At 70.6% G+C, this 25,796-nt stretch carries 25 protein-coding genes; 7 read left to right on the top strand and 18 right to left on the bottom strand.

The annotated features are described in order from the left end of the window. Positions 1-49: 49 nt before the first annotated feature. The 4 genes from I2W78_RS06020 to I2W78_RS06035 all read right to left on the bottom strand — a co-directional run bounded on the left by I2W78_RS06020 (position 50) and on the right by I2W78_RS06035 (position 3,796). Positions 50-841, bottom strand: coding sequence for an ATP-binding cassette domain-containing protein (locus I2W78_RS06020; protein WP_196457612.1), 792 nt, complete (start codon positions 839-841; stop codon positions 50-52). Beyond that, entirely contained in the window at positions 838-1,866 is a 1,029-nt protein-coding gene (locus I2W78_RS06025; RefSeq protein WP_196457613.1) for an ABC transporter permease, read from the bottom strand. Before I2W78_RS06025 ends, I2W78_RS06020 begins: the two co-directional genes overlap by 4 nt. Then, the gene (locus tag I2W78_RS06030; RefSeq protein WP_445330147.1) at positions 1,863-2,879 is read right to left on the bottom strand and encodes a sugar ABC transporter substrate-binding protein; all 1,017 of its coding nucleotides are present in this window, start codon (positions 2,877-2,879) and stop codon (positions 1,863-1,865) included. Before I2W78_RS06030 ends, I2W78_RS06025 begins: the two co-directional genes overlap by 4 nt. A gap of 179 nt (positions 2,880-3,058) precedes the next feature. Then, on the bottom strand, positions 3,059-3,796 hold the full coding sequence (locus I2W78_RS06035; RefSeq protein WP_196464436.1) for a GntR family transcriptional regulator: 738 nt from the start codon (positions 3,794-3,796) through the stop codon (positions 3,059-3,061). 130 nt (positions 3,797-3,926) lie between these two features. Between I2W78_RS06035 and I2W78_RS06040 the strand changes: the two genes are divergently transcribed. Continuing rightward, positions 3,927-4,949, top strand: a complete 1,023-nt coding sequence (locus I2W78_RS06040; protein WP_196457615.1) for a Gfo/Idh/MocA family protein — start codon at positions 3,927-3,929, stop codon at positions 4,947-4,949. A gap of 305 nt (positions 4,950-5,254) precedes the next feature. Here the strand turns inward: I2W78_RS06040 and I2W78_RS06045 are convergent, their stop codons facing one another. The 3 genes from I2W78_RS06045 to I2W78_RS06055 form a co-directional block, all read right to left on the bottom strand. Further along, positions 5,255-5,926, bottom strand: coding sequence for a response regulator transcription factor (locus I2W78_RS06045; protein ID WP_196457617.1), 672 nt, complete (start codon positions 5,924-5,926; stop codon positions 5,255-5,257). A gap of 52 nt (positions 5,927-5,978) precedes the next feature. Next, positions 5,979-7,244: a hypothetical protein gene (locus I2W78_RS06050; protein ID WP_230885345.1), complete on the bottom strand. Its 1,266-nt coding sequence runs from the start codon at positions 7,242-7,244 to the stop codon at positions 5,979-5,981. Positions 7,245-7,358: 114 nt separating this feature from the next. Next, positions 7,359-8,627, bottom strand: a complete 1,269-nt coding sequence (locus I2W78_RS06055; RefSeq protein WP_230885346.1) for a sensor histidine kinase — start codon at positions 8,625-8,627, stop codon at positions 7,359-7,361. Between the two features lie 171 nt (positions 8,628-8,798). Here I2W78_RS06055 and I2W78_RS06060 point away from each other — a divergent pair, with 171 nt between their 5' ends. Continuing rightward, positions 8,799-8,999 carry a hypothetical protein gene (locus tag I2W78_RS06060; RefSeq protein WP_196457621.1) on the top strand — a complete coding sequence of 67 codons (201 nt, stop codon included), beginning with the start codon at positions 8,799-8,801 and terminating at the stop codon, positions 8,997-8,999. Between the two features lie 20 nt (positions 9,000-9,019). On the opposite strand, the gene I2W78_RS06065 is transcribed toward I2W78_RS06060, so the two are convergent. Continuing rightward, a complete protein-coding gene (locus I2W78_RS06065) occupies positions 9,020-9,517 on the bottom strand; it encodes a MarR family winged helix-turn-helix transcriptional regulator (protein ID WP_196457623.1) in 498 nt (165 codons plus the stop codon). Positions 9,518-9,723: 206 nt separating this feature from the next. Between I2W78_RS06065 and I2W78_RS06070 the strand changes: the two genes are divergently transcribed. Then, positions 9,724-11,088 (top strand): pyridoxal phosphate-dependent decarboxylase family protein, encoded by a 1,365-nt coding sequence (locus tag I2W78_RS06070; RefSeq protein ID WP_196457625.1) that lies wholly within the window; start codon positions 9,724-9,726, stop codon positions 11,086-11,088. A 120-nt stretch (positions 11,089-11,208) separates the two neighbouring features. Here the strand turns inward: I2W78_RS06070 and I2W78_RS06075 are convergent, their stop codons facing one another. From I2W78_RS06075 to I2W78_RS06085, 3 genes are all read right to left on the bottom strand, one after another. Continuing rightward, positions 11,209-11,604 carry a ribonuclease domain-containing protein gene (locus tag I2W78_RS06075; protein ID WP_196457627.1) on the bottom strand — a complete coding sequence of 132 codons (396 nt, stop codon included), beginning with the start codon at positions 11,602-11,604 and terminating at the stop codon, positions 11,209-11,211. 123 nt (positions 11,605-11,727) lie between these two features. Next, positions 11,728-12,354 carry a dihydrofolate reductase family protein gene (locus I2W78_RS06080; RefSeq protein WP_196457629.1) on the bottom strand — a complete coding sequence of 209 codons (627 nt, stop codon included), beginning with the start codon at positions 12,352-12,354 and terminating at the stop codon, positions 11,728-11,730. A 98-nt stretch (positions 12,355-12,452) separates the two neighbouring features. After that, positions 12,453-13,277: an AIM24 family protein gene (locus I2W78_RS06085; RefSeq protein WP_196457631.1), complete on the bottom strand. Its 825-nt coding sequence runs from the start codon at positions 13,275-13,277 to the stop codon at positions 12,453-12,455. Between the two features lie 100 nt (positions 13,278-13,377). Here I2W78_RS06085 and I2W78_RS06090 point away from each other — a divergent pair, with 100 nt between their 5' ends. Further along, complete coding sequence (locus I2W78_RS06090) at positions 13,378-14,145, top strand: SDR family oxidoreductase (RefSeq protein WP_196457633.1); 768 nt, start codon at positions 13,378-13,380, stop codon at positions 14,143-14,145. Between the two features lie 389 nt (positions 14,146-14,534). On the opposite strand, the gene alc is transcribed toward I2W78_RS06090, so the two are convergent. Both alc and allB read right to left on the bottom strand, forming a co-directional pair. Continuing rightward, on the bottom strand, positions 14,535-15,650 hold the full coding sequence (gene alc, locus I2W78_RS06095; protein WP_196457634.1) for an allantoicase: 1,116 nt from the start codon (positions 15,648-15,650) through the stop codon (positions 14,535-14,537). Between the two features lie 32 nt (positions 15,651-15,682). Further along, entirely contained in the window at positions 15,683-17,017 is a 1,335-nt protein-coding gene (gene allB / locus I2W78_RS06100) for an allantoinase AllB (RefSeq protein WP_196457636.1), read from the bottom strand. A 283-nt stretch (positions 17,018-17,300) separates the two neighbouring features. Between allB and I2W78_RS06105 the strand changes: the two genes are divergently transcribed. Continuing rightward, on the top strand, positions 17,301-18,095 hold the full coding sequence (locus tag I2W78_RS06105; protein WP_196457638.1) for an IclR family transcriptional regulator: 795 nt from the start codon (positions 17,301-17,303) through the stop codon (positions 18,093-18,095). Between the two features lie 115 nt (positions 18,096-18,210). Here the strand turns inward: I2W78_RS06105 and I2W78_RS06110 are convergent, their stop codons facing one another. Continuing rightward, the gene (locus I2W78_RS06110; RefSeq protein WP_307783614.1) at positions 18,211-18,498 is read right to left on the bottom strand and encodes a DUF5955 family protein; all 288 of its coding nucleotides are present in this window, start codon (positions 18,496-18,498) and stop codon (positions 18,211-18,213) included. A gap of 214 nt (positions 18,499-18,712) precedes the next feature. Here I2W78_RS06110 and I2W78_RS06115 point away from each other — a divergent pair, with 214 nt between their 5' ends. Both I2W78_RS06115 and aceB read left to right on the top strand, forming a co-directional pair. Beyond that, on the top strand, positions 18,713-19,315 hold the full coding sequence (locus I2W78_RS06115; protein WP_196457642.1) for a nucleotidyltransferase family protein: 603 nt from the start codon (positions 18,713-18,715) through the stop codon (positions 19,313-19,315). 184 nt (positions 19,316-19,499) lie between these two features. After that, on the top strand, positions 19,500-21,125 hold the full coding sequence (aceB, locus tag I2W78_RS06120) for a malate synthase A (RefSeq protein WP_196457644.1): 1,626 nt from the start codon (positions 19,500-19,502) through the stop codon (positions 21,123-21,125). Between the two features lie 3 nt (positions 21,126-21,128). On the opposite strand, the gene I2W78_RS06125 is transcribed toward aceB, so the two are convergent. The 4 genes from I2W78_RS06125 to I2W78_RS06140 all read right to left on the bottom strand — a co-directional run bounded on the left by I2W78_RS06125 (position 21,129) and on the right by I2W78_RS06140 (position 25,796). Further along, positions 21,129-21,413 (bottom strand): SelT/SelW/SelH family protein, encoded by a 285-nt coding sequence (locus I2W78_RS06125; RefSeq protein WP_196457645.1) that lies wholly within the window; start codon positions 21,411-21,413, stop codon positions 21,129-21,131. Further along, complete coding sequence (locus I2W78_RS06130; RefSeq protein WP_196457646.1) at positions 21,410-22,324, bottom strand: HipA family kinase; 915 nt, start codon at positions 22,322-22,324, stop codon at positions 21,410-21,412. Before I2W78_RS06130 ends, I2W78_RS06125 begins: the two co-directional genes overlap by 4 nt. Positions 22,325-22,611: 287 nt before the next feature. Beyond that, complete coding sequence (locus tag I2W78_RS06135; RefSeq protein WP_196457647.1) at positions 22,612-24,987, bottom strand: glycosyl hydrolase family 28-related protein; 2,376 nt, start codon at positions 24,985-24,987, stop codon at positions 22,612-22,614. After that, positions 24,984-25,796 carry an ABC transporter permease gene (locus I2W78_RS06140; protein ID WP_196457648.1) on the bottom strand — a complete coding sequence of 271 codons (813 nt, stop codon included), beginning with the start codon at positions 25,794-25,796 and terminating at the stop codon, positions 24,984-24,986. Before I2W78_RS06140 ends, I2W78_RS06135 begins: the two co-directional genes overlap by 4 nt.

Genomic DNA, 25,796 nt, shown 5'->3' on the forward strand with positions numbered 1-25,796 from the left:
TTGATCGCGCCCCCGCGGCGGAGCCGCATATTGACACAGCCCCGCGCCCCTACGTCCGCTGCAGTTCGTGGCGTAGATCGTCCAGGTCGTTTCCGCCTGCCATCTGCCGTGTCAGCTCGTCCAGCGTGATCGAGTCCCTGGTGTGGCTGCCCGCCATCGCGCCGCGCTTCAGGAGCACGAAACGGTCGCCCACCATGTACGCGTGATGCGGGTTGTGGGTGATCAAGACAACACCGAGGCCCTGGTCACGTGCCGCCGCCACATACTTCAGGACGACCCCGGACTGCTTCACGCCGAGCGCCGCCGTCGGTTCGTCCAGGATCAGGACCTTGGCGCCGAAGTGGACGGCCCGTGCGATCGCCACGCACTGGCGCTCGCCGCCCGACAGCGTGCCGATGGGCTGGTCGACGTCGCGCAGGTCGATGCCCATGCGCAGCAGTTCGGAGTGGGTGGTGCGGCGCATGAAGTCGACGTCCATGCGCTTGAAGGGGCCGACGCCCTTGCGGGGCTCGGAGCCGAGGAAGAAGTTGCGCCAGACCGGCATGAGCGGGACGACGGCCAGGTCCTGGTAGACGGTCGCGATGCCGCGGTCCAGGGCCTCGCGCGGGGAGTCGAGGCGAATCTCCTCGCCGTCGATGCGCAGGGTGCCGCCGTCGTGCCGGTGCAGTCCGGCGATGATCTTGATCAGGGTCGACTTACCGGCGCCGTTGTCGCCCAGCACGCAGGTGATCTCCCCCGCGTGCACCTCCAGGGAGACACCTTCGAGGGCGCGGACGTTGCCGTAGTGCTTGCTGACGTCGGACAGCTCCACGAGTGCCGTACGTCCCACCGCTTGACTCACTTGGTCGCCTCCGCGCGCTTGCGGACCCAGGCGTTGAGCAGGGTCGCGAGGAGCAGCATCGCTCCGAGGAAGAACTTGAACCAGTCGGGGTTCCACTCGGCGAAGACGATGCCCTTGCTGGTCATGCCGAAGATGAGGGCGCCGACCGCCGAGCCCACCGCGCTGCCGTAGCCGCCGGTGATCAGGCAGCCGCCGATGACGGCGGCGATGATGTAGATCAGCTCGTTGCCGACGCCCTCGCCGGACTGGACGACGTCGTAGCTGAAGAGCAGGTGCTGACCGGAGATCCAGGCGCCGAACCCCACGCCCATGTAGAGGCCGATCTTGGTCCTGGTGACCGGGACGCCGACCGCGCGGGCCGTGTCCTGGTTGCCGCCGACCGCGAAGATCCAGTTGCCGGCGCGGGTGCGCAGCAGGATCCAGCTGGCGAGGGCGACCAGCGCGAACCACCACAGGATGGTGATCTTGAAGTTGACGCCGCCGAGGGTGAGCGTGGAGGCGAAGACGTCGTGCGCGGTGGGGAAGCCCTCCATGTCGGCGATGGTCTTGGTGGAGACCGTGCCGGAGATCAGCTTGGTGAAGCCGAGGTTCATGCCGGTCAGCATCAGGAAGGTGCCGAGCGTGATGATGAAGCTCGGCAGCTTGGTGCGGGTGAGCATGAAGCCGTTGAAGGCGCCGATGGCGAGGGTCGCGAGCAGCGAGACGCCGACGCCGACCCAGACGTTGGCCGTCATCTGGTAGCTGAACATCGACGAGACCAAGGCGGACGACGTCACCATGACACCCGCGGACAGGTCGAACTCGCCGCCGATCATCAGCAGCGCGACCGGGACGGCCATGATGCCGATCGTCGAGGCGGCGTAGAGGACCGTGCTCAGGCTCGATGCCTTCAGGAAGCTGTCGGCGGCCAGGGCGAAGAAGAGGAAGACGGCGGCGGCACCGACGACCGAGCCCAGTTCCGGACGGCCGAGCAGCTTCCGCAGCGGAGAGGTGTGCAGAATCCTTTCATCAGTGATCGCGGTCATCGGGTGCCCCGCTCGGTGTACTCCGCCAGTGCGCCCGCCTGGTCCTTGGTGATGATCTGCGGGCCGGTCAGCACCGGCTTGCCGCCGCCGAGGACGTCGGCGTTGTACTTGTACAGCCACAGCAGGTCGACCGCCTCGTAGCCCTGTAGGTAGGGCTGCTGGTCGACGGCGAAGCCGAGGGTGCCGTCCCGCAGTCCGGCCGCCACCTTGGCGTTCAGGTCGAAGGTGTCGATCTCTGCGTCACTGCCGGCGCCCTGCTTGGCCTTGACGGCGGTGTCGGCGTACGGGGCGCCGAGGGTGACGACGGCGTCGACCGCGCTGTCGGACTGGAGCTTGGCCTCGATGCCGGACTGCACGTCGGGCATGTTGGTGCCGGTGACATAGAGGTTCTGCACGGTGCCGTCGAAGGTCTCCTTCAGACCGGCGCAGCGCTGCTCGTGCCCGACGTTGCCCTGCTCGTGCAGGATGCACAGCGCCTTCTTCTTGCCGCGCTTGTTCAGCTCCTCACCGACCGCCTGGCCGGCGATGGTCTCGTCCTGGCCGATGTGGGTGAGGGCGCCGAACTCCTTCGACTCCGCGGAGCCCGAGTTCACGGTGACCACGGGGATGCCCGCCTTGACCGCACGGGCCACGGCGGCCTTCATCGCGTCCGGCTTGGCGAGGGTGACGATGATGCCGTCGACCTTCTTGTCGACGGCCGCGTCCACCAGCTGCGCCTGCTGCTGTGCCTCGTCGTCGTGGGAGTACAGGAAGTTGATGTTGTCCTTGACGGCGGCCTGCTCGGCGCCGCTCTGGACGATGTCCCAGAAGGTGTCGCCGTCACCCGAGTGGGTGATCATGGCGAAGGTCCAGCGGGGCGTGTTCACCGCCGCCCTGCCCTGCGCGGCCGCGGCCTTGCGGGCGTCCTCGGCGCGTTTGCCGCCGGTGCTGCTGCACCCCGCGAGGGACGCGCACAGCGCCCCTGCCACCGCGATGCCTACCCAGGTCCGAAACCCGGTCCGAAACCGTGCCACGAGGCCGTGCCCTTCTTGCTGTGTTCTCCGGTACGCGAGGGCCGGTCGTCTCACCGACCCCAAACGCCCCAGTATCGAACACAGGGATCATGCGGCTCGCGACCGGGGAGCGCGACTCGGTCGCATTGTCCGGACATTGCGACGAATCGGCCCCCGAAAAGGGGCGGCTCTCATGGCGCTCAGGGCCGCACGAGCAGCTGGAACTCGAAGGAGTAGCGCGTCGGACGGTAGGTGTGCGTGCCGTACTCGACCGCGCGGCCGGTGTCGTCGAACGTCGTGCGCTGCATGGTCAGCAGCGGGGCGCCCTCGCTCTCGCCGAGCCGCTCGGCCTCGCCGGCGGTGGCGGCCCGGGCGCCGATGGACTGGCGGGCGCTGTGCAGGGTGATCCCGGCGGCCCGCATCAGCCGGTACAGGCCGGTGGCCTCCAGCTGCTCGGTGTCCAGTTCAATCAGGCCGGTGGGCAGGAAGTTGCACAGGTACGCCATCGGCTCCCCGTGCGCCAGCCGCAGCCGTTCGACGCGGTGTACGTCGCTGTCCTCGGCGACGCCGAGCGCCGCCGCCACTTCGGCGGACGCCGGGACGACGGTGTTGACCAGCACCTTCGTGGCCGGACGCTGCCCGGCCGCCTCCAGGTCGTCGTAGAGGCTGCTGAGCTCCAGCGGGCGCTTGACCTGGCTGTGCACGACCTGGGTGCCCACGCCCCGGCGGCGGACCAGCAGGCCCTTGTCGACCAGCGACTGGATGGCCTGGCGGACCGTGGGGCGGGACAGGCCGAGCCGGGCGGCGAGCTCGATCTCGTTGCCCAGCAGGCTGCCGGGCGTGAGCGTGCCGTGCTCGATGGCGGCCTCCAGCTGCTGGGACAGCTGGAAGTACAACGGCACGGGCGAGCTGCGGTCCACGCTGAGGTCGAGCCGCACGGTCGGGTCCACGTCTGGTTTCGGCACGGGCCTGAGCGTAGCTCTGTGACGGGTTGACGGGAAGTTGTGAAGTCCGATTGTCCGGACATAAGCATTGACAGTGCCGTGGGTGGGACCCCACTTTGTTCTCATGCGCATCGGCGTCATCGGTACGGGCCGCATCGGCACCATTCATGCGAACACGCTCAGCCGCCACCGTGACGTGGGCTCGCTGATCCTCACGGACGCGGATCCCGCGCGGGCGCTGGAGCTGGCGCACCGGCTCGGGGAGACGGCCGCGCCGGGCGTGGACGAGATCTTCCGGTGGGGCGTGGACGCGGTGGTGATCACGACGGCGACCGCGGCGCACGCCGACCTGATCGGCCGGGCGGCGCGCTCGGGGCTGCCGGTGTTCTGCGAGAAGCCGATCGCACTCGACCTGCCCGGCTCACTGCACGCGATCGCCGAGGTCGAGACGGCCGGAACCATCCTGCAGATGGGGTTCCAGCGCCGCTTCGACGCGGGCTACACCGGTGCCCGCGAGGCGGTCCGCTCCGGGCGGCTCGGCCGGCTGCACACCGTGCGCGCGATGACCTCCGACCAGGCGCCGCCGCCGGTGACGTATCTGCCGCTGTCGGGCGGGCTGTACCGGGACACGCTCATCCATGACTTCGACATCCTGCGCTGGGTGACCGGGCACGAGGTGACGGAGGTGTACGCCGCCGGGTCCGACGCCGGTCCCGCGATGTTCCGCGAGGCCGGGGACGTCGACACCGCGGCCGTGGTTCTCACCCTCGACGACGGCACCCTGGCGACGGCCACCGCGACGCGGCTGAACGGCGCCGGCTACGACGTGCGCATGGAGCTGGCCGGGGAGCTGGACCAGGTCGTGGTCGGGCTCGACGACCGCACGCCCATCGCGTCCACCGAGCCGACCGGGCCGCCGGCCGCCAGCAAGCCGTGGACCACCTTCCTGGAGCGGTTCGGGCCTGCCTACGAGGCCGAGCTGAACGCCTTCGTCGAGGTGGTGCGGGGGGAGCGGGCCAACCCGTGCGACGGGCGCGAGGCGTTGCAGGCGCTGCGGATCGCCGAGGCCTGCGAGCTGTCCCGCCGGGAGCACAGACCCGTCCGCCTCGCGGAGGTCCCGGGCGGGGCGGAGCCGGTGCTGCGGTGACGCTGCGCTGGGGCGCCGTTAGGAGGCCTGTACCTCGGCTGCGGGCGCGTCGTGGCTGGTCGCGCAGTTCCCCGCGCCCCTTTGGGCGTTGGTGAGCTGGGGCACTACCAGCGCACCGGCACACCTAGCCGCGCCCTGGACGATGAGTCAGGGGGTGATCCGGCGGTATGCGTCCGGGATCGGTTTCGGCTGCGTTGTCATGGGTGTGCCTCCACTGGGTCGAACGCCTTCATGGCCTCTCACCAGTAAGACGTCCGGCGGACGCCCCGATACGACACCTCGCGGAGGAGATTCTCGTCGGAACGCTAGGGGGTGTCTCCTTCGAGGAGTCCCGCGTCGTACGCCAGCAGCGCGATCTGAACGCGGTTGTTGAGGTCGAGCTTGGCGAGGGCGCGAGAGACGTGTGTCTTGACGGTGGCCACGCTCATGAACAGCTCCGTGGCGATCTCGGCGTTGGACAGGCCCCGGCCGACCGCGACGGCGACCTCCCGTTCGCGGTCGTTGAGGGCGGCGATCCGCTCCCGCGCGCGGGCTCGCCGGGTGTCGGCGGCGGTGCCCGCCGCGTGCTCCATCAGCTGGCGGGTGACGGTGGGCGACAGCACCGGGTCACCGGCGGCGACCCGGCGCACGGCGTCGAGGATCTCGGCCGGCGGGGTGTCCTTGAGGACGAATCCGGCGGCGCCCGCGCGCAGCGCCCGCAGCACCTGTTCGTCGGCGTGGAAGGTGGTCAGGACCACGACCTGCGGGGCCTCCGGGCGGGCGCGCAGCCGCTCGGTGGCGGTGAGGCCGTCGACCGTCGGCATCCGGATGTCCATCAGGACGACGTCGGGGCGTGTGCGGTCGACGAGCGCCTCGACCTCGCCGCCGTCGGCGGCCTCGCCGACGATCCGGATGTCGTCGGCACCGCCCATCATGAAGGACAGCCCGGCCCGCACCAGGGGGTCGTCGTCGACGAGAAGCAGTCGGATGGCAGTCATGGCCCTCACGTAATCACGGTTGTGTCGCGCCGCCGGCACGGTTGCGAGGGGATCAGGCCCGAAGCCGTACCCCGTACCGGTCGCGCAGCCGGCCGATCTCCCACCAGGCCACCGCGGTGACCGAGGCCGGGCCGCCGAGCAGGGCGAGGACCTGGATCAGCGGCGGACCGGGCGGCGTCCCGCCCGCGGCCAGGCTGATGGCCGCGAACTCCCACACCAGGACGCCCGTGAGCAGGGCGGGCAGCGCGGCGTGCACATCGGCGGCGTTGAACCCGCTGCGGATCGCGGGGCCGGTGGCGAAGCCCAGGAAGAACAGCAGCCAGACCATCGGCAGGGCGAGCGCCCACGTCACCACCGTGCTGTACCAGGGGTCCGGCGTGCCCGTCTCCTGGTCGGCCAGGGTGAGGCCCACCAGGCACAGCGGCACCGCCGTCACGGCACCGACGTACCACAGGGCCGACCGTCCGGCCGCGCGCACCCGCGACCGCATCTCGGCCCTGGCCGCCGCCGACGCCACCCGGAACAGCACCGCGATCACCACGGGGGCGCTGACCAGCAGCAGCGGCGGGGTGACGGCGAGCCGCAGCATGTACTGCTGCTGCGCCTCGCCGAAGTCCTCCGGCTTGCCGTACACGAGCAGCAACAGCACGGACATCACCGCCGCCGTCCAGGCCCGCGCCTTCTGCACGCGCCACACCTGGGGGTCGTCGAAGCGCCGGTGACCGTTGACCGGAAAGAGCCGGTGCGCCCGCAGGCGGGCCGAACGGGCGAACGAGTAGCACAGCAGCAGGGGCGGAATCACGAACCAGGTGCACGGGAACAGCACCAGCGCCCACACACAGCCGTGGATGCGTGGCCGCCCGGCCCGCAACAGCTCGCGCAGCGGCGGCCATTCCGCACCGCGCAGACCCCTGATCTGCGACCAGAGAGAGCCGTTGCGCTGCGGCGGGTACGGCTGCGGGGAGTACGGCGGGTACGGGTGGTACGGGTGGTACGGGTTGTTCGGCGGCGGGTACGGCGGCTGCGGCGCGTACGGATTGCCCGTCGGCGGGTACGGTCCGGTGTTCGTGGGCGGTGGGACGTACGGTCCCGGGTTCGTAGGCGGTGGGACGTACGGTCCCGGGTTCGTAGGCGGTGGGACGTACGGTCCGGTGTTCGTGGGCGGTGGGACGTACGGTCCGGTGTTCGTGGGCGGTGGGACGTACGGTCCGGTGTTCGTGGGCGGTGGGACGTACGGTCCGGTGTTCGGGGGCGGTGGCGGGGGGCCGCCGTTCGGTGGCCAGTGCGGCTGGTACGGATTGGGTCCCCCGAAACTCACTGTGCTGTTTCCTCCCGGCGCACGCGGTGCTGATGGCCGCACCAAGGGCGGCCTGTCCCCGCATCCAAGTCAACTGCCGTGGACCGGCAGCGACATGGGAGGATACGTGATCGTTCACGGTCCGTGCGCGCCCCACGGCAGCCAGGCCCGCACCTCGAAGCCCCCGTCCTGCCGCGCCCCGTGCTCCAGCCGTCCGCCGGCCAGCGTCGCGCGCTCGGTCAGTCCGATCAGTCCCTGCCCGGAGCCGGGCACGTGCGGGACGTCGCCCTCGGGGGCGGGGTTGTGCACGCGGACGGCCAGGCCCTCGCCCGGCGCGCCGGTCACGGACACCGTGACCTCGGTGCCAGGGGCGTGCTTGCGGGCGTTGGTCAGCCCCTCCTGGGCGATGCGGTAGGCGGTGCGGCCGACCGAGGCGGGGACGGCGGACGGGTCGGTGACCCGCAGGTCGAGGGTGACCTTGGTGCCGACCTCGCGGGACTCGGCGACCAGCGCGTCCAGGGCGGCGAGCGTCGGCTGGGGGCGGCCGGCGTCATCGGGCTCGCCTGCCCGCAGCACGCCGATGATCTCCCGTAGGTCCTGCAAGGCCTCGTGCGCGCTCTCCCGGATGACACCGGCCGCCCGGGCGACCTCCTCGCGGGGAGCGTCCGGCCGGAACTCCAACGCGCCGGCGTGCACGCTCAGCAGGGTCAGCCGGTGGGCCAGCACGTCGTGCATCTCCCGGGCGATCGCCTCACGCGCGAGCCGCTGCGCCTGCTCGGCGCGCAGATGGGCCTCCGTCTCGGCGCGCTGGGCGCGGTCGCGCAGGCTGAACATCAGCTGCCGTTTGGACCGTACGAGCATGCCCCAGCCGATGACGCAGACGCTGAGCAGCACGGTGAACGCGACGGCCACCGGGTAGGGCATTTCCGGTTCCGGGCGCAGCCAGAAGAACAGCGGGATCACGGCGATGGAGATGCCGCCGATCCAGGCCACGTACCGGAAGGGCCGGTGCACCGCGAGGGTGAAGAAGGCGACCATACCGGCGCCGCCCGCGGTGTTGGAGATGAAGCCGATCGGCACCATCGCGATCGCGAGCCCGACCGGCCAGCGGCGGCGCAGCCAGACGGCGGCGCAGGACAGGGCGCCGAGGCACTGGTCGAGGACGAGGAGGGCGCCCGGGGTGTTCTCGGGCGTCATGGAGTCCGCCGCCAGCAGGCCGACGACGATGGCGAGGAAGAAGCAGGCGAAGTCGACGAGCCAGTCGCGCGCGGTGCGCCGGGGCCGTCGGCCGGAATGTCCGGCGTCCGGGTCGAGCGCGTGGATCAGAGCGGACGGGAACAGCCATCGGCGTCCCTCGAACGCCGACGCCGCCTGTGCCGTCCTGTCACCTTTCACGGTCGACAAATCTACGCAGGACCGCACCGTGCCACCTACCCGCGCGCGGGATCGCCGACCAAAGTCGCCGAACCCGCTACTTTCGGCGCGGCCGGGCGGCGAAGATCGCCGACTTCGGTAGGCCGGGTCTCGCCCCGCGGCCGATGCGTGCGGGGGTTGCGCGGGGCGAAGGTCGTACCCATGAAGCAGTTGCTGGAGTTCCTTGGATTCATCGCCCTGGTGCAGGGCGTCATGGGCCTGGTACACGAGTTCACCGACTGGCACATCGGCCTCGTACAGCGAGTCGGTTTCCTCGACGGATACGAGATCTACGCGAGCATCGCCCTAGTCGTGCTGGCGTTCGCGCTCTTCGCCGCCGCCGAGAGCCGCAAGGCCGGCTGAAGGACGCGTGCGCGGAACGCTTACGCCGGCCGCCCCGGATCGCCCAGCGCCCTGTTGATCTCGCTGAGCGCACCGGTCAGCCGTGCGTAGTCGTCACGGGCCACCGGTGCGACGAAGTACCGCTCGACGACCTGGGAGTGCACGGCCGCGGCCTTGAGGAACGCGGCACGGCCCTGCTCGGTCGCCTCCACCAGGACGCTTCTGCGGTCGGCGGGAGACGCGACGCGGCGGACCAGACCGGCCTCCTCCATGCGGTCGATCAGCCGGGTGGTGCCGCTGCTGGTGAGGATGAGGTCGGCGGCGAGCTGACGCTGGGACACGTCCTCGCCGGGCCGGCGGCACAGCCTGATGAGGACCTCCAGCATCGTGTGGCTGATGCCGCACTCCCGGCGCAGGGCGCTGTCGATCCGCTGCTCCAGGCGCGTCGCGGCCTTGATCAGCAGCCCGAAGTCGTGCACGAGTGGGCTGTTGGCAGCACGGGCGGCCTGGTCATCCGCTCGCCGGGGCGCGGCATCCATCTGCCCGGGTCCTCCCATTCCTACGACCTTGATCGAACTCCTGACGGCCTTGACCGGACGAGTTTAGTGCGCCATCACCTACTGACGTCTCAATTGCTGAGCACTCAATTGCTGACTACTCAGCGAAATCCTATGGTGGATGCGCAGGGTGGACGCACGCGCGGTCGACGCCCTCACATCAGACCGCACCGGGGAGAGGAAGATCAGTGGAACTGCAGCACTGGCTCGGCCGGGCCACCGCCGCGATACAGGACTGGGCCGACACCTTCGGCGCATACGAGCCCCACCCGTCGCTCCAGGTCGACGACATCCGCTTCGCCGCGGCCTTCGAGGAGCTGACGGGAAGGCTGAAGGACAACTACCCCTTCTTCCACCCGCACTACGCGGGCCAGATGCTCAAGCCCCCGCACCCCGCCGCGGTGGTCGGCTACGTGACCGCCATGCTGATCAACCCCAACAACCACGCCCTGGACGGCGGCCCCGCCACCGCCCGGATGGAACGCGAGGCCGTTGCCCAGCTGGCCGCCATGTTCGGCTACGACACCTTCCTGGGCCACCTCACCACCAGCGGCACGATCGCCAACCTGGAGGCCCTCTTCGTCGCCCGCGAACTCCACCCCGGCCGAGGCGTCGCCTACAGCGCGGACGCCCACTACACCCACGGACGCATGTGCCGTGTGCTGGGGGTGGAGGGCCACGCGGTGCCGACGGACGACCGGGGCCGTATGGACCTCGACGCGCTGGAGGACCTCCTGCGCGGCGGCCGGGTGGGCACGGTCGTCCTGACCGCCGGGACCACCGGACTGGGGGCCGTCGACCCGATCCACGAGGCCCTGGCCCTCAAGCAGCGTTATGGCATCCGTATCCACGTCGACGCCGCCTACGGCGGCTTCTTCACCCTGCTGGCCGGCGGCGAGGGACCCGAAGGGCTCGCGCCCGAGCCCTGGCGGGCGATCGCCCGGTGCGACTCGGTCGTCATCGACCCGCACAAGCACGGACTCCAGCCCTACGGCTGCGGTGCCGTCCTCTTCCGCGACCCCGAGGTGGGCCGCTTCTACCTGCACGACTCGCCGTACACCTACTTCACCTCCGCCGACCTCCATCTCGGGGAGATCAGCCTGGAGTGCTCACGCGCCGGCGCCTCGGCCGCCGCCCTGTGGCTCACCTTCCAGCTCCTGCCGCCCACCGCCGACGGGCTGGGCCGGGTGCTGGCGGCGGGCCGCCGGGCCGCACTGCGGTGGGCCGAACTGATCACCGCGTCCGACCATCTGGAGCTCTACCAGCAGCCGGAGCTGGACATCGTCGGCTACTTCCCTTCCGTCGAACCCGCCACCCTGAGCGGCATCGACAGGGCCTCCGCCCGCATCCTGGCGGACGGCATGGCGAGCTCCGACCCGGTGTTCCTGAGCACTCTCAAAGCCGACCGCGAGGCGTTCACCGCACGCCACCCCAAGATCAGCGCGGACGCCGACAGCGCCCGAATCCTGCGCAGCGTGCTGATGAAGCCGGAGTCGGAGCACCACGTGGAGCACATCCACCGTCGAGTCGAACGGCTCACCCAGCCCGGATGACGACGACCGACTTCCGGTGGACGTGCCTCGCCCCGCGGCCGATGGGTGTGGGGGGTCCGCGGGGCGAGGGTCCTTACCGTCAAGCGTTTGCCGGACGCCTCGGCAGTCGTGCTCCGAGGTTCAGCAGTCGTAGTCGATCAGATCGAACGACGCGTAGTGATCCGCCGTGTAGTAGTCCTCCTGGTAGTCCTCGCCGGTGACGATCCGACGGGCTCCGCGCGTGGAACTGCCGGGAGTCTTGACCGTGTACTCGTGGTAGTAGCCGGTCGACTGGCTGGGCAGGATGCCTTCGCGGTTGTAGAAGGTCTGCCCGTCCTGCGGGTAGGGGAAGGGGCCGCCCTGCTCGATCAGGTTCAGGGTGGTGTACGCCTGCGAGGGCAGGTCGCTGTAGCAGATGCTGCCGACCGCCGTGGCGGCCGCGCCCGCGGGGGTAGCGGCGACGGTGCCACCGACGAGAAGGACGGACAGGAGAGCGGCTGCGGCGCCGATCCGGGTGGCGCGTGGGGGGATTCTCATGGGCCTATGATGACGCGCGTAGACGCTGACATGTCAATGACAAGACTGTGGAGTTCGCCGTCAAGTCCCGTGATTTTTCGTGGAGTTAACAAAGTGAACCCACGGGGTGAGTGCGCCGGCCCGTCAGGCGTTCTCGGGAGGCTCGAACGAGCCGTAGTCGGGGCTTCCGGCCAGGTCGTACGTCTGTATGGACACGCCCTTCGAGGTGATCCGGCCGCCGGTGTGCCGGAAGGTGGTCGGGACGGTGCCCTCGGCGAACAGGCGGCGGCCGGCGCCGAGCACGACCGGGAAGGTCAGCAGGTGCACGGTGTCGACGAGGCCGAGGTTGAGCAGGGACCGGGCGAGGGCGCCGCTGCCGTGCACCTGGAGCTCGCCGTCGATGTTCTCCTTCAGGGCGGTGACCTCCTTGGCGAGGTCGCCGCTGATGACGGTGGTGCCGGACCACCCGGGGTCGGTGAGGGAGGCGGAGGCGACGTACTTCGGCATGGTGTTCAGCTGGGAGGCGATCAGGTCGTCGGCGTCGGTCACCTTCGGCCAGAACCCGGCGAAGATCTCGTACGTCCGGCGGCCGAGGAGGAACGCGCCGACGCGCTGGAAGACCTCTTCGACGAACCGTCGGAAGTCGTCGTCGGCGTACGGCCAGATCCAGCCGCCCTGCTCGAAGCCGTCGCGGGTGTCCTCCTGGGGGCCGCCCGGGGCCTGGTACACGCCGTCGAGGGTGACGAAGCTGGTGAGGACGAGCTTGCCCATGGCGGTGCCTTCTTCCTGAAGATCCGTGTGCGGTGGGGTCCCGCTTTCATCAGGTCAGACCCCACCGGCACCCGCGACTCATCGCCGGCCCACGGATTTCATCCGACGTTCGTCGAGAACAGGCCTCCCGTCGGGCCCTGCTTGTCGCCACCCTGGGCCTTCTTCAGCGCGTTCGCGAGGCCCTCGATGGTCATCGACTGCAGGATGACGCTGCCGTTGCCCTCCAGGGTGGCCAGGGACAGGCCCTCGCCGCCGAACACGGCGTTCATCAGGCCCTGGCGGTTGAGGCCGCCGACGCGCTGGACGCCGTACTCGATGCCCTCCTCGAAGGCCACCACGCAGCCGGTGTCGACCTCGATGCGGCCGCCGAAGTCGGCCGGGTTGAGGTCGATGAAGTTGCCGGCGCCCGCGATGACCACCGTGCCGTGACCGGTGAACTTCTCCAGGATGAAGCCCTCGCCGCCCTTCATGCCGGTCCGCCCGCCCTGGAAGGCGATGCCGAAGTCGACGGTGGACTCGGCGGCCACGAAGGCGTCCTTCTCCGCGAACCACGCGCGTGTGCCGTCGAGTTCGAGGGCGCGCATCTCGCCGGGCAGTACGCCCGCGAAGCCGACGGTGCCCTCGCCGCCCTGGGCGGTGAAGTACTGGAACGCCAGGGACTCACCGGCCAGCGCTCGCTGGCCGACCTGCATGGCCGTGCCCATGGCCTGGCGCAGCAGGCCGCCCATGCCCGCCGCCGCGGCGCCCGAGCCGCCGCCCTGTGCCGGGCCGCCGGCCGACGGGCCGGACAGCCGGGTCTCCATGGTCACGTTCGCGGTCTTGAACAGGAACTTCCCTGCCTCGCAGTACACGGTCTGGCCCGGGCGCAGGTTGACGACCGCCATCTGCATGGCGTTGCCGACGATCTCTTGCTGCAGTGTCACATGGGGAGAACGCGGGAGGTGAAGCCAGGAGTTCCGGGCGCGCCACCTCGGTGTCCGTTCGCCGCCGGCACGCTCGTGGGGCCGCCGCTGGAATGGGCGTATGACCTCTCAAGGAACCCGGAACGTGACTTTTCGAACGGCCCTCGACGGCAAGGTGGCGCTGGTGACCGGCGGCAGCCGCGGGATCGGCGCGGCGACGGCGGTGCGGCTGGCGCGGGAGGGCGCCGACGTGGCTGTGACGTACGTGACCGGCAAGGAGGCGGCGGAGGGCGTCGTACGGGCCGTCGAGGCGCTGGGGCGCCGGGCGGTGGCGCTGCGGGCGGACGCGGCGGACGCGGTCGAGGCGGTGGCGGCCGTGGAGCGTACGACTGAGGCGCTCGGTGGGCTCGACGTGCTGGTGAACAACGCGGGCGTCGGGGTGCTGGGGCCGTTGGAGAGCCTGTCGCTCGCCGACGTGGACCGGGTCCTCGCGGTGAACGTCCGGGGCGTCTTCCTGGCCTCCCAGGCGGCGGCCGCGCGAATGAGGGAGGGCGGCCGGATCATCACCATCGGCACCTGCATGACCCAGCGGGTGCCGGGGCCCGGCGGGACGCTCTACGCGACCAGCAAGGCGGCGCTGATCGGGCTGACCAAGGCTCTGGCCAGGGAGGTGGGCGGCCGCGGGATCACGGCGAACATCGTCCACCCCGGTCCGACCGACACCGACATGAACCCGGCCGACGGGCCGTACGCGGCCGGTCAGGCGGCGATGACCGCGCTGGGGCGTTTCGGGACGGCCGAGGAGGTGGCGTCCATGGTCGCCTACCTCGCCGGCGCCTCATACGTCACCGGCGCCGAGTTCTCGATCGACGGCGGCCACGCGGCCTGAGCCACGCGGGACGCACCGGTGCCATCCGGGCCGACGAGCCCGCCGGCCGAACGACCACCGAGCGCCCCGGCCGGGCGGGCGACCGTCGCCCACCCCCCACCACCAGAGCCCGTCCCCCGGTGGACGGCGGGTATGCGGCGTGAGCCACGCGGAACGCACCGGTGCTGTCCAGGCCGGTGCGTCCCGCGAGTCCGAGAGCGGCGTCAGCCGCCCGGTTCCGGATGGGCGTCGGCCCGCCCGGTCCAGGGCGCGGAGTCGGCCCGCCCGGTCCAGGGCGCGGAGTCGGCCCGCCCGGTCGAGAGGGCAGTGTCGGCCCGCCCGGTTCCGGATGACTGTCAGCCCGCCCGGCCCAGGGCGCGGTGACGGCCCGCCCGGCCCAAGGGGCGGCGTCAGCCGCCCAGCTCCTGGTGGCGGGACTCCAGGCGGGTGGCGCCCTCCTGGGTCAGGGAGCCGAACAGGCGCAGGCGGGAGATGCCGCCGTCCGGGAAGATGTCCACGCGCGCGTGCGTGCCGACGGCGGGGGTCGGGAGTACGAAACGGTGGTTGGTGTCGGGCTGGAGGCGGGTGCGGGGGAGGATCTCCGTCCAGTCGCCGTCCTCGCCGTCCCGTACCGACACCGACGCCCAGCCCGCGCTGTTGCCCTTCAGGTACGCGGTGTCGATCTCGATCGCGCGGATCTGCGACTGGGCCACCAGGCGGTAGCGGATCCAGTCATGGCCCTGGTCGCGGCGGCGGCGCGTCTCCCAGCCGTCGTCCATCTTGCGGGAGCGGCCCGGCTGGATGGTGTTGGTGGCCGGCGAGTAGAAGCGGTCGGAGGCGTCCTCGACCTGGCCGCCGTTCTCCAGGGCGACCACGTCGAAGGCGCCCAGCACCGCCAGCCACTCGGGATCCGGCACCACCTCGCCGTACACGCGCAGGCGCGCGATGCCGCCGTCGGGATGCTGGTTGACCCGCAGGTGCGTGAAGCGCTGCTCGGCCGCGACGGCGAAACCGTTCGCCGCGTGGCCGCCGACCGGCGTGCGCGGGACCAGGGTCGTCCACTTCACGTCGTCGGCCAGCAGTTCCTCGGGAGACGGAGAGCCGGCGACCGACGCGCCCTCGATGGAGACGGACTGCGGGTAGTTGCCGCGGAAGTGGGCGGTGTCGACCACGATCCCGCGGATCACGCCGGGCCCGCCGAGGCGGATCAGCGCCCAGTCGTGGTCCTCGGCGGTCGGCCAGGGGTGCTCGGCGGACGCGCCCCGGCGGCGCCGCGTCTCCCAGCCGTCCATGATCTTGCCCTTGTGCCCGAAGTGCTCGGGGTCGAACTCGGCGCGCTCGGGCACCAGCAGGTTCTCGCGCTGGGCGAAGAACTCGTCGTTGGCGGCGATGACTCCGGCGCCGAGCCGGCGGTCGGCGAGGTTGGCGTACTGGGTGAAGGGGAAGTCGGCGGTGCGGTAGTCCGCGTACGGGTCGCCGCCTCCGTAGGGGCTCGCGTCGCCGGTGAAACTCGGTATCGCCGTCACGGTGATCAGGTCTGCCTTTCAGACGTCGGGATTCAGGGGGTGCGGGTGAGCAGTCGCCCCCTCGGGTCGGTGAACTCGCCGTCCGCCACGATGCGCTGCCCGCGCAGCCAGGTGGACTTCACCACGCCGCTGAGGGTGCGCCCGGCGTACGCCGTGACGCGGTTGCGGTGCTGGAGGGCGACGGGGTCCACGGTGAAGGTCTCGTCGGGCGCGAGGACGGCGAAGTCGGCGTCCCGGCCGGCCTCGATGGCGCCCTTCTGGCCGAGCCCCACAAGCTCGGCCGTCCGCGTGGACATCCAGCGGACGACGTCCTGAAGGGTGTGGCCGCGCTTGCGGGCCTCGGTCCAGACCGCCGGCAGGCTCAGCTGGAGGCCGGAGATGCCGCCCCAGGCGGTGGCGAAGTCGTTCGTCTTGAGGTCGGCGGTCGACGGGGAGTGGTCGGTGACCACGCAGTCGATGGTGCCGTCGGCCAGCGCCGCCCACAGCAGGTCCTGGTTGGCGGCCTCGCGGATGGGCGGACAGCACTTGAACTCGCTGGCACCGTCCGGGACTTCCTCGGCGGTCAGCGTGAGGTAGTGCGGGCACGTCTCGACGGTGACGCGCACGCCCTCCGCGCGGGCGGCGGCGATCAGCGGCAGCGCATCGCTGGAGGACAGGTGCAGCACGTGCACGCGCGCGTGGAGGCGTTTCGCCTGTGCGATCAGGTTGGCGATCGCGGTGTCCTCGGCGTCGCGCGGGCGGCTGGCGAGGAAGTGGGAGTACTTGGGGCCGCCCTGCTGCGGGGCGGCGGCGAGGTGGTGCGGGTCCTCGGCGTGCACGATCAGCAGGCCGCCGAACCCCGCGATCTCGGCCATGGACTGGGCGAGCTGCTCCTGGTCGAGGTGCGGGAACTCGTCCACGCCGGACGGCGACAGGAACGCCTTGAAGCCGAAGACTCCGGCGTCGTGCAGCGGGCGCAGGTCCTTGACGTTGTCGGGGAGCGCGCCGCCCCAGAAGCCGACGTCGATGTGCGCCTTCTCCCTGGCCACCTCCTGCTTGGTGCGGAGGTGGTCGACCGTCGTGGTCGGCGGGAGGGAGTTGAGCGGCATGTCGACGAGGGTGGTGATGCCACCGGCCGCCGCGGCGCGCGTGGCGGTCCAGAAGCCCTCCCACTCGGCGCGGCCGGGGTCGTTGACGTGCACGTGGGTGTCGACCAGGCCGGGCAGCAGGACGTCGTCGCCGAAGTCCTCCACCCGGGCGGCCTCGACCGGGGCGTCGTACGGCAGTACGGCGGTGATCTTCCCGTCGGCGACCGCGACGGACGCGGGGCGCGTCCCCTCGGGCGTGATGACACGCGTCGAGCGCAGCACCAGTTCAGTGTCGGACACCCGGACCCCTCTCCTCGCCGTCGTCCCGGCTCCCGTGCCATCCGGGAAACGGGGTTTACTTCCGCGTAACGGAATTCAACGTTCTGTTGAAGGAGTCTTCACTCCCGCCCGCACACCGTCAAGGGGCACACTTCTCCACAGTGCACCTACGGCACCCACTCTGGACGTTTCCACAAAGCGGAATTACAATTCCAGCAAGCAGAACGTAGTTACGCACAAGCGGGGAGTCAACCGGCTGCCGGGTAGGCTTCTGCCCTCCTGTCAGCCTCGAAAGGAACGCGCCGTGCCGACGTCCAGCGCCAGCACCACCGACGCCGCCAAGTCCGCCAACGGCGGCGGCGTCCAGTCCCTCGAGCGCGCCTTCGACCTGCTGGAGCGGATGGCGGACGCGGGCGGCGAGGTGGGCCTGAGCGAGCTGTCCGCGAGCAGCGGGCTGCCGCTGCCGACCATCCACCGGCTGATGCGCACCCTGGTCGCCTGCGGGTACGTCCGCCAGCAGCCGAACCGCCGTTACGCGCTCGGCCCGCGCCTGATCCGGCTCGGCGAGTCCGCCTCCCGCCTGCTCGGCACCTGGGCCCGCCCGTATCTCGCCCGCCTGGTCGAGGAGACCGGCGAGACGGCGAACATGGCGCTGCTCGACGGGGACGAAATCGTTTACGTCGCCCAGGTGCCGTCCAAGCACTCGATGCGCATGTTCACCGAGGTGGGCCGACGCGTCCTGCCGCACTCCACGGGCGTGGGCAAGGCGCTGCTCGCGGGCTTCCCGGACGAGGAGGTGCGCTCGCTGCTGGCCCGCACCGGCATGCCCGCCGCGACGGAGAAGACGATCACCACGCCGGAGGGCTTCCTCGCGGCGCTCGACGACGTCCGCCGGATCGGCTACGCCGTCGACGACAACGAGCAGGAGATCGGCGTCCGCTGCCTCGCCGTGACGGTGCCCGACTCCCCCACCGCCGCCGCGATCTCCATCTCGGGCCCGGCGGGCCGGGTCACGGAGGCGGCGACGGACCGGATCGTGCCCGTGCTCCAGCAGGTGGCGACGGAACTGTCGGAGGCCCTGGCGAGCTCGGGCGCGTAACCCTCCGGGGGTGTGCGCGGGAACCTGAGCCGGGCTGCGGCGCCCCGAGGGCAACGTTCTGAAGGGGCGCGGGGAACCGCGCGACCAGCCACAAACAACCCGCAGCCGCCGCGCGTCAGCGCCGCGGCGGCTCCCCGAACAACTCCACCGCGTCCCGCACCTCCGACAGCCCCCGCGACAGCGCGCTCACCGAGCCGATCGCGCCGGCGATCAGCAGGAGGGACCGGCGCAGTCGTGGCACCTCGGGCGGGCCGTCGGCGGTCATCGCGGCGAGCGCCGCGAGTTCGTCCTCGGCGACGGCACGGTCGTGGAAGTCCGCGGGATGCGCGGCGAGTTCGCGGCGCAGCCGGGACACGGCGGTCCGCAGTTCCGCCACCCTCGGGTCCTCGTCGCTGCCGGTCACTGGCCTCTGCCCCAAGCTCCGCAACACAGCTCTCCCCCCTGGCACACCGTTGTGCACAGTCCCGCCCTCATCCCCCCGTGCGCCCCATGGCACCGGTCGCGCGCCGGGGGACGCGGGTCAGTAAACGCCACCGGGTGCGGATCCGCCACCGCAAGGACCGAAATTCAGTCCAGGGGCACCGTCCGGCCCGCGCGGGGTCAGGTATGCAGGACCCATGACGGATCAGAACGAACGCCCGGTCGCCGCGCTGCTGCTCGCCGCGGGCGGTGGACGCCGGCTCGGCGGCCGCCCCAAGGCACTGCTCGAACACCGGGGCCGCCCACTGGTCGAACACGCCGTCGCGGTGCTGCGCGCGGCCGGCTGCACGCGCGTGCACGTGGTCCTGGGGGCGCGCGCCGACGTCGTACGGGCTCGGGCGGAGCTGTCCGGCTGTGTGCTGGTGGACAACCCCGAGTGGGAGCAGGGCATGGGCTCGTCGCTGCGCGCCGGGCTGGACTCGCTCGCCGGGACGCAGGCGCGGGCAGCGCTGGTGTCGCTCGTCGACCAGCCCGGGATCGGGCCGGAGGCGGTCGCTCGCGTCCTGGCCGCCTACACGGGCGAGTCCTCCCTGGCCTCGGCCGCCTACGACGGCGTACGCGGCCATCCTGTGCTCTTCGGCGCCGCGCACTGGGCGGGCATCGCGGCGACTGCGACCGGCGACCAGGGGGCACGCGCGTATCTGAGGGAACACGCGGCCGGGATCCGCTTCGTGGAGTGCGGCGACGTGGCTCAGCCGTACGACATCGACACGGCGGCGGACCTGGAGCACCTTGAGTGAACGGGGTGGCACCCAGCGCCACCTTGCCTCGACTCAGAGAATCTCGACGTCAACAAACCATTGAAGTTCCACGATGAGAAAACTAATATCCACTGACCAGAAGCACCCGACCGCACAGCGGGTGCGAAATTCCCCATTCGTACCTCCTGGCACCCGGTGCCACCGCTGAAGGAAGTGACAGCTCATGTCCGCACCAGCGCCGTCTCCGCTGGCCATCGTCGACGCCGAGCCCCTGCCCCGGCAGGAGGAGGTCCTCACCGACGCGGCGCTCGCCTTCGTGGCCGAGCTGCACCGCCGGTTCACGCCCCGGCGTGACGAACTCCTCGCCCGCCGCGCGGAACGCCGCGCCGAGATCGCCCGCACCTCCACCCTCGACTTCCTCCCGGAGACCGCACAGATCCGCGAGGACCCCACCTGGCGCGTGGCACCCGCCCCGGCCGCGCTGAACGACCGGCGGGTCGAGATCACCGGCCCCACCGACCGCAAGATGACCATCAACGCCCTGAACTCGGGCGCCAAGGTCTGGCTCGCGGACTTCGAGGACGCCTCCGCGCCCACCTGGGAGAACGTGGTCCTCGGCCAGCTCAACCTGGCCGACGCCTACACCCGGAACATCGACTTCACGGACCCCGGGTCGGGCAAGTCGTACGCGCTCAAGGCCGCCGAGGAACTGGCGACCGTCGTCATGCGCCCGCGCGGCTGGCACCTGAACGAGCGGCACCTCGTCGACGCCGACGGCACGCAGGTCCCGGGCGCCCTCGTCGACTTCGGCCTGTACTTCTTCCACAACGCCCAGCGCCTGCTCGACCTCGGCAAGGGCCCGTACTTCTACCTGCCGAAGACGGAGTCCCACCTGGAGGCCCGCCTCTGGAACGAGGTGTTCGTCTTCGCCCAGGACTACGCCGGCATCCCGCAGGGCACCGTCCGCGCCACCGTCCTGATCGAGACGATCACGGCGGCGTACGAGATGGAGGAGATCCTCTACGAACTCCGCGACCACGCCTCCGGGTTGAACGCCGGCCGCTGGGACTACCTCTTCTCCATCGTCAAGAACTTCCGCGACGGCGGGCCGAAGTTCGTGCTGCCGGACCGCAACGCGGTGACGATGACCGCCCCGTTCATGCGCGCGTACACCGAACTCCTCGTGCGCACCTGCCACAAGCGCGGCGCGCACGCGATCGGTGGCATGGCGGCGTTCATCCCGTCCCGCAAGGACGCCGAGGTCAACAAGGTCGCCTTCGAGAAGGTCCGCGCCGACAAGGACCGGGAGGCGAACGACGGCTTCGACGGCTCCTGGGTCGCCCACCCCGACCTCGTCCCGATCGCCATGGAGTCCTTCGACAAGGTCCTCGGCGACAAGCCCAACCAGAAGGACCGGCTGCGCGAGGACGTCGAGGTCAAGGCGGAGGACCTGATCGCCGTCGACTCCCTCGACGCCAAGCCGACGTATGCCGGTCTGGTGAACGCCGTGCAGGTCGGCATCCGCTACATCGAGGCCTGGCTGCGCGGCCTGGGCGCGGTGGCGATCTTCAACCTGATGGAGGACGCGGCCACCGCCGAGATCTCCCGCTCGCAGATCTGGCAGTGGATCAACGCGGGCGTGGTCCTCGACAACGGCGAACAGGTCACCGCCGAGCTGGCCCGCAAGGTCGCCGCCGAGGAGCTGGCGAACATCCGCGCCGAGATCGGCGAGGACGGCTTCGCGGCCGGCGGCTGGCAGCAGGCGCACGACCTGCTGCTGAAGGTCTCCCTCGACGAGGACTACGCGGACTTCCTGACGCTGCCGGCGTACGAGCAGCTCAAGGGCTGAGTCTCACGCGGGCTTGTCCGAGTGGCCCAGGGACTTCCCCGGGGCCACTCGGTCGCGTACGAGCCGCTTGACCGCCGTGGGCTCGGGGAAGCCCTGCTCGCGGCGGTCCCACACCACCTCGTCGTTCACGCGGACGACGAACACCCCGCCCGTGCCCGGCTTCAACGCCAGCTCGGTCAGCTCGGCCTCGAACGTCGTCAGCAGCTCCTGGGCCAGCCAGGCGGCGCGGGGCAGCCACCTGCACTGGGTGCAGTACTCGATCTGGACGCGCTGGATCCCGGACGTCATCGCAGGTGCACCGACCAATCCTGTTCCGCGGCCGGTTCGCCGTGCAGGTCGGGGACCTGCTTGAGCCATTTCGGCCTGCCTTGCTGTGTCTTCGCCGCGCGCAGGGCCTGCTCGGCGGCGATCTCCTCCCGGGTGGGGAAATCGGTCGGCAGCCATGCGTGGGACGCCTGCACGCGCGCGTGCAGGTAGCCGACGTACGCCTCCCGGACCTCCTCGGGCGTGGCGAAATCCAGCTCGCCGATCAGCCAGGCGTCCGGCACCTCCGACACGACCTCGCGCAGCAGTTCCTCGGTCACCTTGGGTGCCAGCTCGGCGTCGGCGGCCCGTACGTCGGGCGCGTAGTGGCCGAGGGCGTGGTGGCGGAAGTCGTAGGCCTTCTCGGGCGCGGACAGATCCCAGCGGTGGTGGAAGACCAGGGCCGCCCCGTGGTCGATCAGCCACAGCCGGGGCGGCGCGATGCCGAGCGTCGGCCAGATCACCAGGTTCGAGCTGTGCACCGTGCGGTCGACGTTCACGGTCAGCGCGTCGAGCCAGACGATCCGCCCCGCTTCCAGCGGATCGACCCGGAAGGTCTTCGCGACCTCCGGCGTGAAGTCCCGCGCGCCCGACAGATAGTCCATGCCCAGATTGACCCCGGCGCTGGACGTGTGCAGGTCACGTACCTCCTGGTGCTCCTCGTGCCCGGCGATCGCCGGGTCGAAGTGCACCAGCACCAGCTCCGGGAAGCGCAGCCCCAGCGCCCGCGCCAGTTCGCCGACGATCACCTCGGCGACCAGCGCCTTGCGGCCCTGCGCGGAGCCGGTGAACTTGACGACGTACGTGCCCAGGTCGTCGGCCTCGACGACTCCGGGGACGGAGCCGCCGGAGCGCAGGGGTGCGACGTAACGGGTTGCGAAGACCTCTCTTAGCATTTTCCCAGGCCACCCGCCTCTTCAGCCTTGAAATCCACGCTCGGCCTCGGAGGCGCGCAACAGCGGGAATCGCCCATCAGCCCTGGGGAGAATCTGGGGAGTTTCGGCTGGCATGCAAATCTCCCTGTCTCGCCAGTAGTCCATCGATGGCCGTCCGCCCCTTGCTTCCGGCCTCCGGCATGAAGTGAGCATAGTAACCGAGGGTGACCGCCGGCATCCACGTGTTGCGCTCGGGGCCGGCCATCCGCCACCGGTCGGGGCGGCCCTGCTTCTCGGCCGCCCAGTCCTCACTGGCCATCCGCCGCATACACCTCGAAGGCGGAGAGGGCCGCCCCAGCCCAGGCGGTGTTGTCGGTGACCTGTAAACGGACGAACCGAGCCGTGCGGGTGAGCGGGAGGACGACGGTGTTGCGCTGCTCCGGAGCGAATCGGCAGGTTACAGCGGGGGTGGCGGGTATGAGATCGGCCTCTGCGAGACCGATGTGGACTGCCAACGTCTCGGTACGCTCATCCCAGCTCTGCGGAGTTCGCAGGACGATGCGTGCGAGAGGCACGGGCTCGCCGAGGTCCACCTGGAGCCATTGCGGAAACCCCATGCCGTCGCTCTGCCACCACGTCCTTTCGGTGCCGTCGACGGCGGCTTCGGGCGGGAAGCCTCCCATGGCCGTACTTGCTTTGACGCGTCGCCCGAGAGCCCTGTCACCAGTGGGGTCGAAGCCGACGCCGGTCAGGTCGACGTGGAGCGGACTGCGGGGTGCGTTCGAGTGCACGGTGAGTACGCCGGTACGCCGGCCGGCACGTGAGGGAGTAAATCCCACGGTGAAGGCCGCACTTGCTCCGGGCGCGACAGTAACCGGGATGGGCGAGGTGGCGGTGAAGTCTCCGGTGAGTTCGACCTGTTGGACGAAGACTTGTCGGGGACCGGGATTGTGGAGTTCCAGGCGTTGAGGAGCGCCGACGGTGAGCGGCGTGGTTGCTCCGAAGTCGAGGCGGGTGACTGACGCGTAAAGGGCACCGTCCGGCGGCAGATCGGCCAACTCTTCGTCCCAGCCTTCATTGCCCGCTCCGCTGAGGAGATCGAATTCCGGAGCGGCGCGGTGTACCCCGGTCACGCCGAGCCGGACGGCGCTGACGCGGGCGAAACGGGCGGATCCGGTCGCCTCCAGTTGGACCGCGCAGGTGCCCGCGCCCTCGATGGTCATCCCGTCCACATCCACGCCGTCGATACGGCCACCGCTCAACTGCACGGCCGCGTAAGCACTATTGGTCAGGATGTTCCCGCTGACGGTCACGTCACCCGTCATGGGCGCGTCCTCTGCCAGCAGCCATAGGGCGCCCACTCCCGCGCGATATTGAGGATGGTAGGAACCGGTCCGGATCAGCGAGTTCCCCTCGACGAGGGTTTTCCCCGCGATGGGAACAGCGCCATAGCGGTTGGCGATGTGGATCCCGCCACCCTCCGCGACCGAGTCGGCCAGCAGGTTTCCCGTGATCCGGTTGTCGTGACCTCCGTAGACGGCGATGTGATTGGCCAGCATCGGCAGCATGATGGTGTTCGCGTGCACGGTGTTGTGGTGGGTCGCCAGCCCGTCGGACCACAGGGCGATGGCGTCGTCGCCGGTGTTGCGTATGTGGCAGCCGGTGATGGTGACGTCCGAGACTCCGCGGTGCAGATTGATGCCGTCCGCGGTCGTGTTCATGATCCGGACGTTCCGGATGGTCAGGTCCTCGAAGGGTCCGTCCAGCCACATTCCGCACTTGGTGTGGGCGATCCACACATCCTCGATGGTGGAACCGCCGCCCAACGCGCCTCCGATTCCGTTGTGTTGCGCCGCGTCGTCGCGCTCGGTGACATCACCGAAGATCGCGACCCCGGACAGGTGCACGCCGGTGCTGGGGCGGGGCGCCGGGTGGCCGTACAGACCGACGCCGGCGCCGCGCAGTTCGGTGTACCAGGGGCCGGCGCCGCGGATCGTGACACGGTCCAGGAGGATGTGGTCGGTCACCGCATAGATGCCGCGGGGCAGCCAGACGGTGCGCTCGGTACCGGTGGCTGCCTCGACAGCGGTTCGGATGGCCGAGGTCGAGTCGGCCGTACCCGTCGGGTCCGCACCGAAGTCGAGCACGGACAGGGCGTCCTGCGGCGGGGATGCCGGTCCACCGGTCTCCTCGAAGCAGGCGATGTCGACGGTGACCGGCACTTCCGCCTCGGCCGCGGGGCGCAGAGTGACGCGTGTGCCCGGCGGGCATGTCCGGCCGAGGAGTACGTGCACGTCGTCGTAGAGATGGTGTGCCCGGCCTGCTGCCGGGTCGTTGGTGAACGGATATCCGCCGTAGTACCAGGAGTAGCGGGAGCTCAGGGTCAACCGATGGCATTCCTCCCCGTCGATGTGCAGGACCAGCCGTTCGGTGCGGCCGCCGCCCGTGGGGGCGTCGGGCAGCGAGTAGCGCAGGGTCAGCGCGTCGGCGGGAGCCACCAGGTGGAATTCGACGTACTCGTTCGGACCGGAGAGCCGTACGACGGCTCGGGCCACCGATTCGTCGACCAAGCGGGCATGCGGTCCGGAGGCGTCGACGCGTGTGCCGTTGGTCCGGGCGTCCGCGGCCCGGTACAGGTCCGGGCCCCTCTCCGCTCCCGCGGTACGGGCGGGGTTCGTGGTCATGCGCGCAGGATCCTCTCCACTCTGTGGCCGGCGAGGAGCAGCCCTGCCGCCATCAGGACGAGCAGGTAGACGCCGGGGAGTGCCGTGGCCCCGCCGACCGTGTCGAGCGACAGGCTCCGGACCAGGTCGACGGCCTGGGCCAGGGGCGTGCACTGAGCCAGGAGACCGAGTGCCACGGGATAGCCGTCAGTCGGCGTGAAGGTGCCGGAGAAGACGAACATGCTGAAGGTCACCAGGTTGACGCGGTCGAAGTCGTGCGTGCCTCGCAGGAACGTGGAAAGAGCCAGCCCCACCGCCGAGAACGCGGCGCTCACCAGCAGGGCCGCGATGAACAGCGCGGGCAGGCGGGCAAGTTGGACCAGGTCGAGAGCGCACATGAAGGCCAGGAACGACACGGCGTGCACGGCACTCGTGGCGACGGTCCACAGCATCTCGCCGCAGACGATCGCGAGTGAGGAGACAGGAGTGCACGCCGTGGCATCGTGGAGCTTCGTCATCCTGAGCCTGGTGAAGAAGGTGAACGTCGACTCCGATACGGCACCGTTCATGAGGGAGGACGCGAGCATCGCCGGAGCCACGAACGTGGCGTAGCCGACCGTGTGGCCGTAGACGCTCAGGTCGCCGACCAGGGTGCCGACGCCAAGGCCGATCGCGCCGAGAAAGAAGACGGGCTCGAAGAGTCCGGACAGCAGGACCCACAGGTAGGACGCATGGCGGGCCGCCTCGACGTTGCGCAGGAACACCGCCCAGACATGGGCTGGTCGGACGGTTTCCATCCGGCCCGGCGCCGCGGCAGTGGATACAGGCAC

Origin of the sequence: Streptomyces spinoverrucosus (assembly GCF_015712165.1) — a bacterium.
Lineage (GTDB): Bacteria > Actinomycetota > Actinomycetes > Streptomycetales > Streptomycetaceae > Streptomyces > Streptomyces spinoverrucosus_A.

Coding starts and splice junctions, on each gene's coding strand:
- I2W78_RS06025 (WP_196457613.1), bottom strand. CDS start 1,866: ATGACCGCGATCACTGATGAAAGGATTCTGCACACCTCTCCGCTGCGG.
- I2W78_RS06040 (WP_196457615.1), top strand. CDS start 3,927: ATGCGCATCGGCGTCATCGGTACGGGCCGCATCGGCACCATTCATGCG.
- I2W78_RS06045 (WP_196457617.1), bottom strand. CDS start 5,926: ATGACTGCCATCCGACTGCTTCTCGTCGACGACGACCCCCTGGTGCGG.
- I2W78_RS06060 (WP_196457621.1), top strand. CDS start 8,799: ATGAAGCAGTTGCTGGAGTTCCTTGGATTCATCGCCCTGGTGCAGGGC.
- I2W78_RS06065 (WP_196457623.1), bottom strand. CDS start 9,517: ATGGATGCCGCGCCCCGGCGAGCGGATGACCAGGCCGCCCGTGCTGCC.
- I2W78_RS06075 (WP_196457627.1), bottom strand. CDS start 11,604: ATGAGAATCCCCCCACGCGCCACCCGGATCGGCGCCGCAGCCGCTCTC.
- I2W78_RS06080 (WP_196457629.1), bottom strand. CDS start 12,354: ATGGGCAAGCTCGTCCTCACCAGCTTCGTCACCCTCGACGGCGTGTAC.
- I2W78_RS06090 (WP_196457633.1), top strand. CDS start 13,378: ATGACCTCTCAAGGAACCCGGAACGTGACTTTTCGAACGGCCCTCGAC.
- I2W78_RS06115 (WP_196457642.1), top strand. CDS start 18,713: ATGACGGATCAGAACGAACGCCCGGTCGCCGCGCTGCTGCTCGCCGCG.
- aceB (WP_196457644.1), top strand. CDS start 19,500: ATGTCCGCACCAGCGCCGTCTCCGCTGGCCATCGTCGACGCCGAGCCC.
- I2W78_RS06125 (WP_196457645.1), bottom strand. CDS start 21,413: ATGACGTCCGGGATCCAGCGCGTCCAGATCGAGTACTGCACCCAGTGC.
- I2W78_RS06130 (WP_196457646.1), bottom strand. CDS start 22,324: ATGCTAAGAGAGGTCTTCGCAACCCGTTACGTCGCACCCCTGCGCTCC.
- I2W78_RS06135 (WP_196457647.1), bottom strand. CDS start 24,987: ATGACCACGAACCCCGCCCGTACCGCGGGAGCGGAGAGGGGCCCGGAC.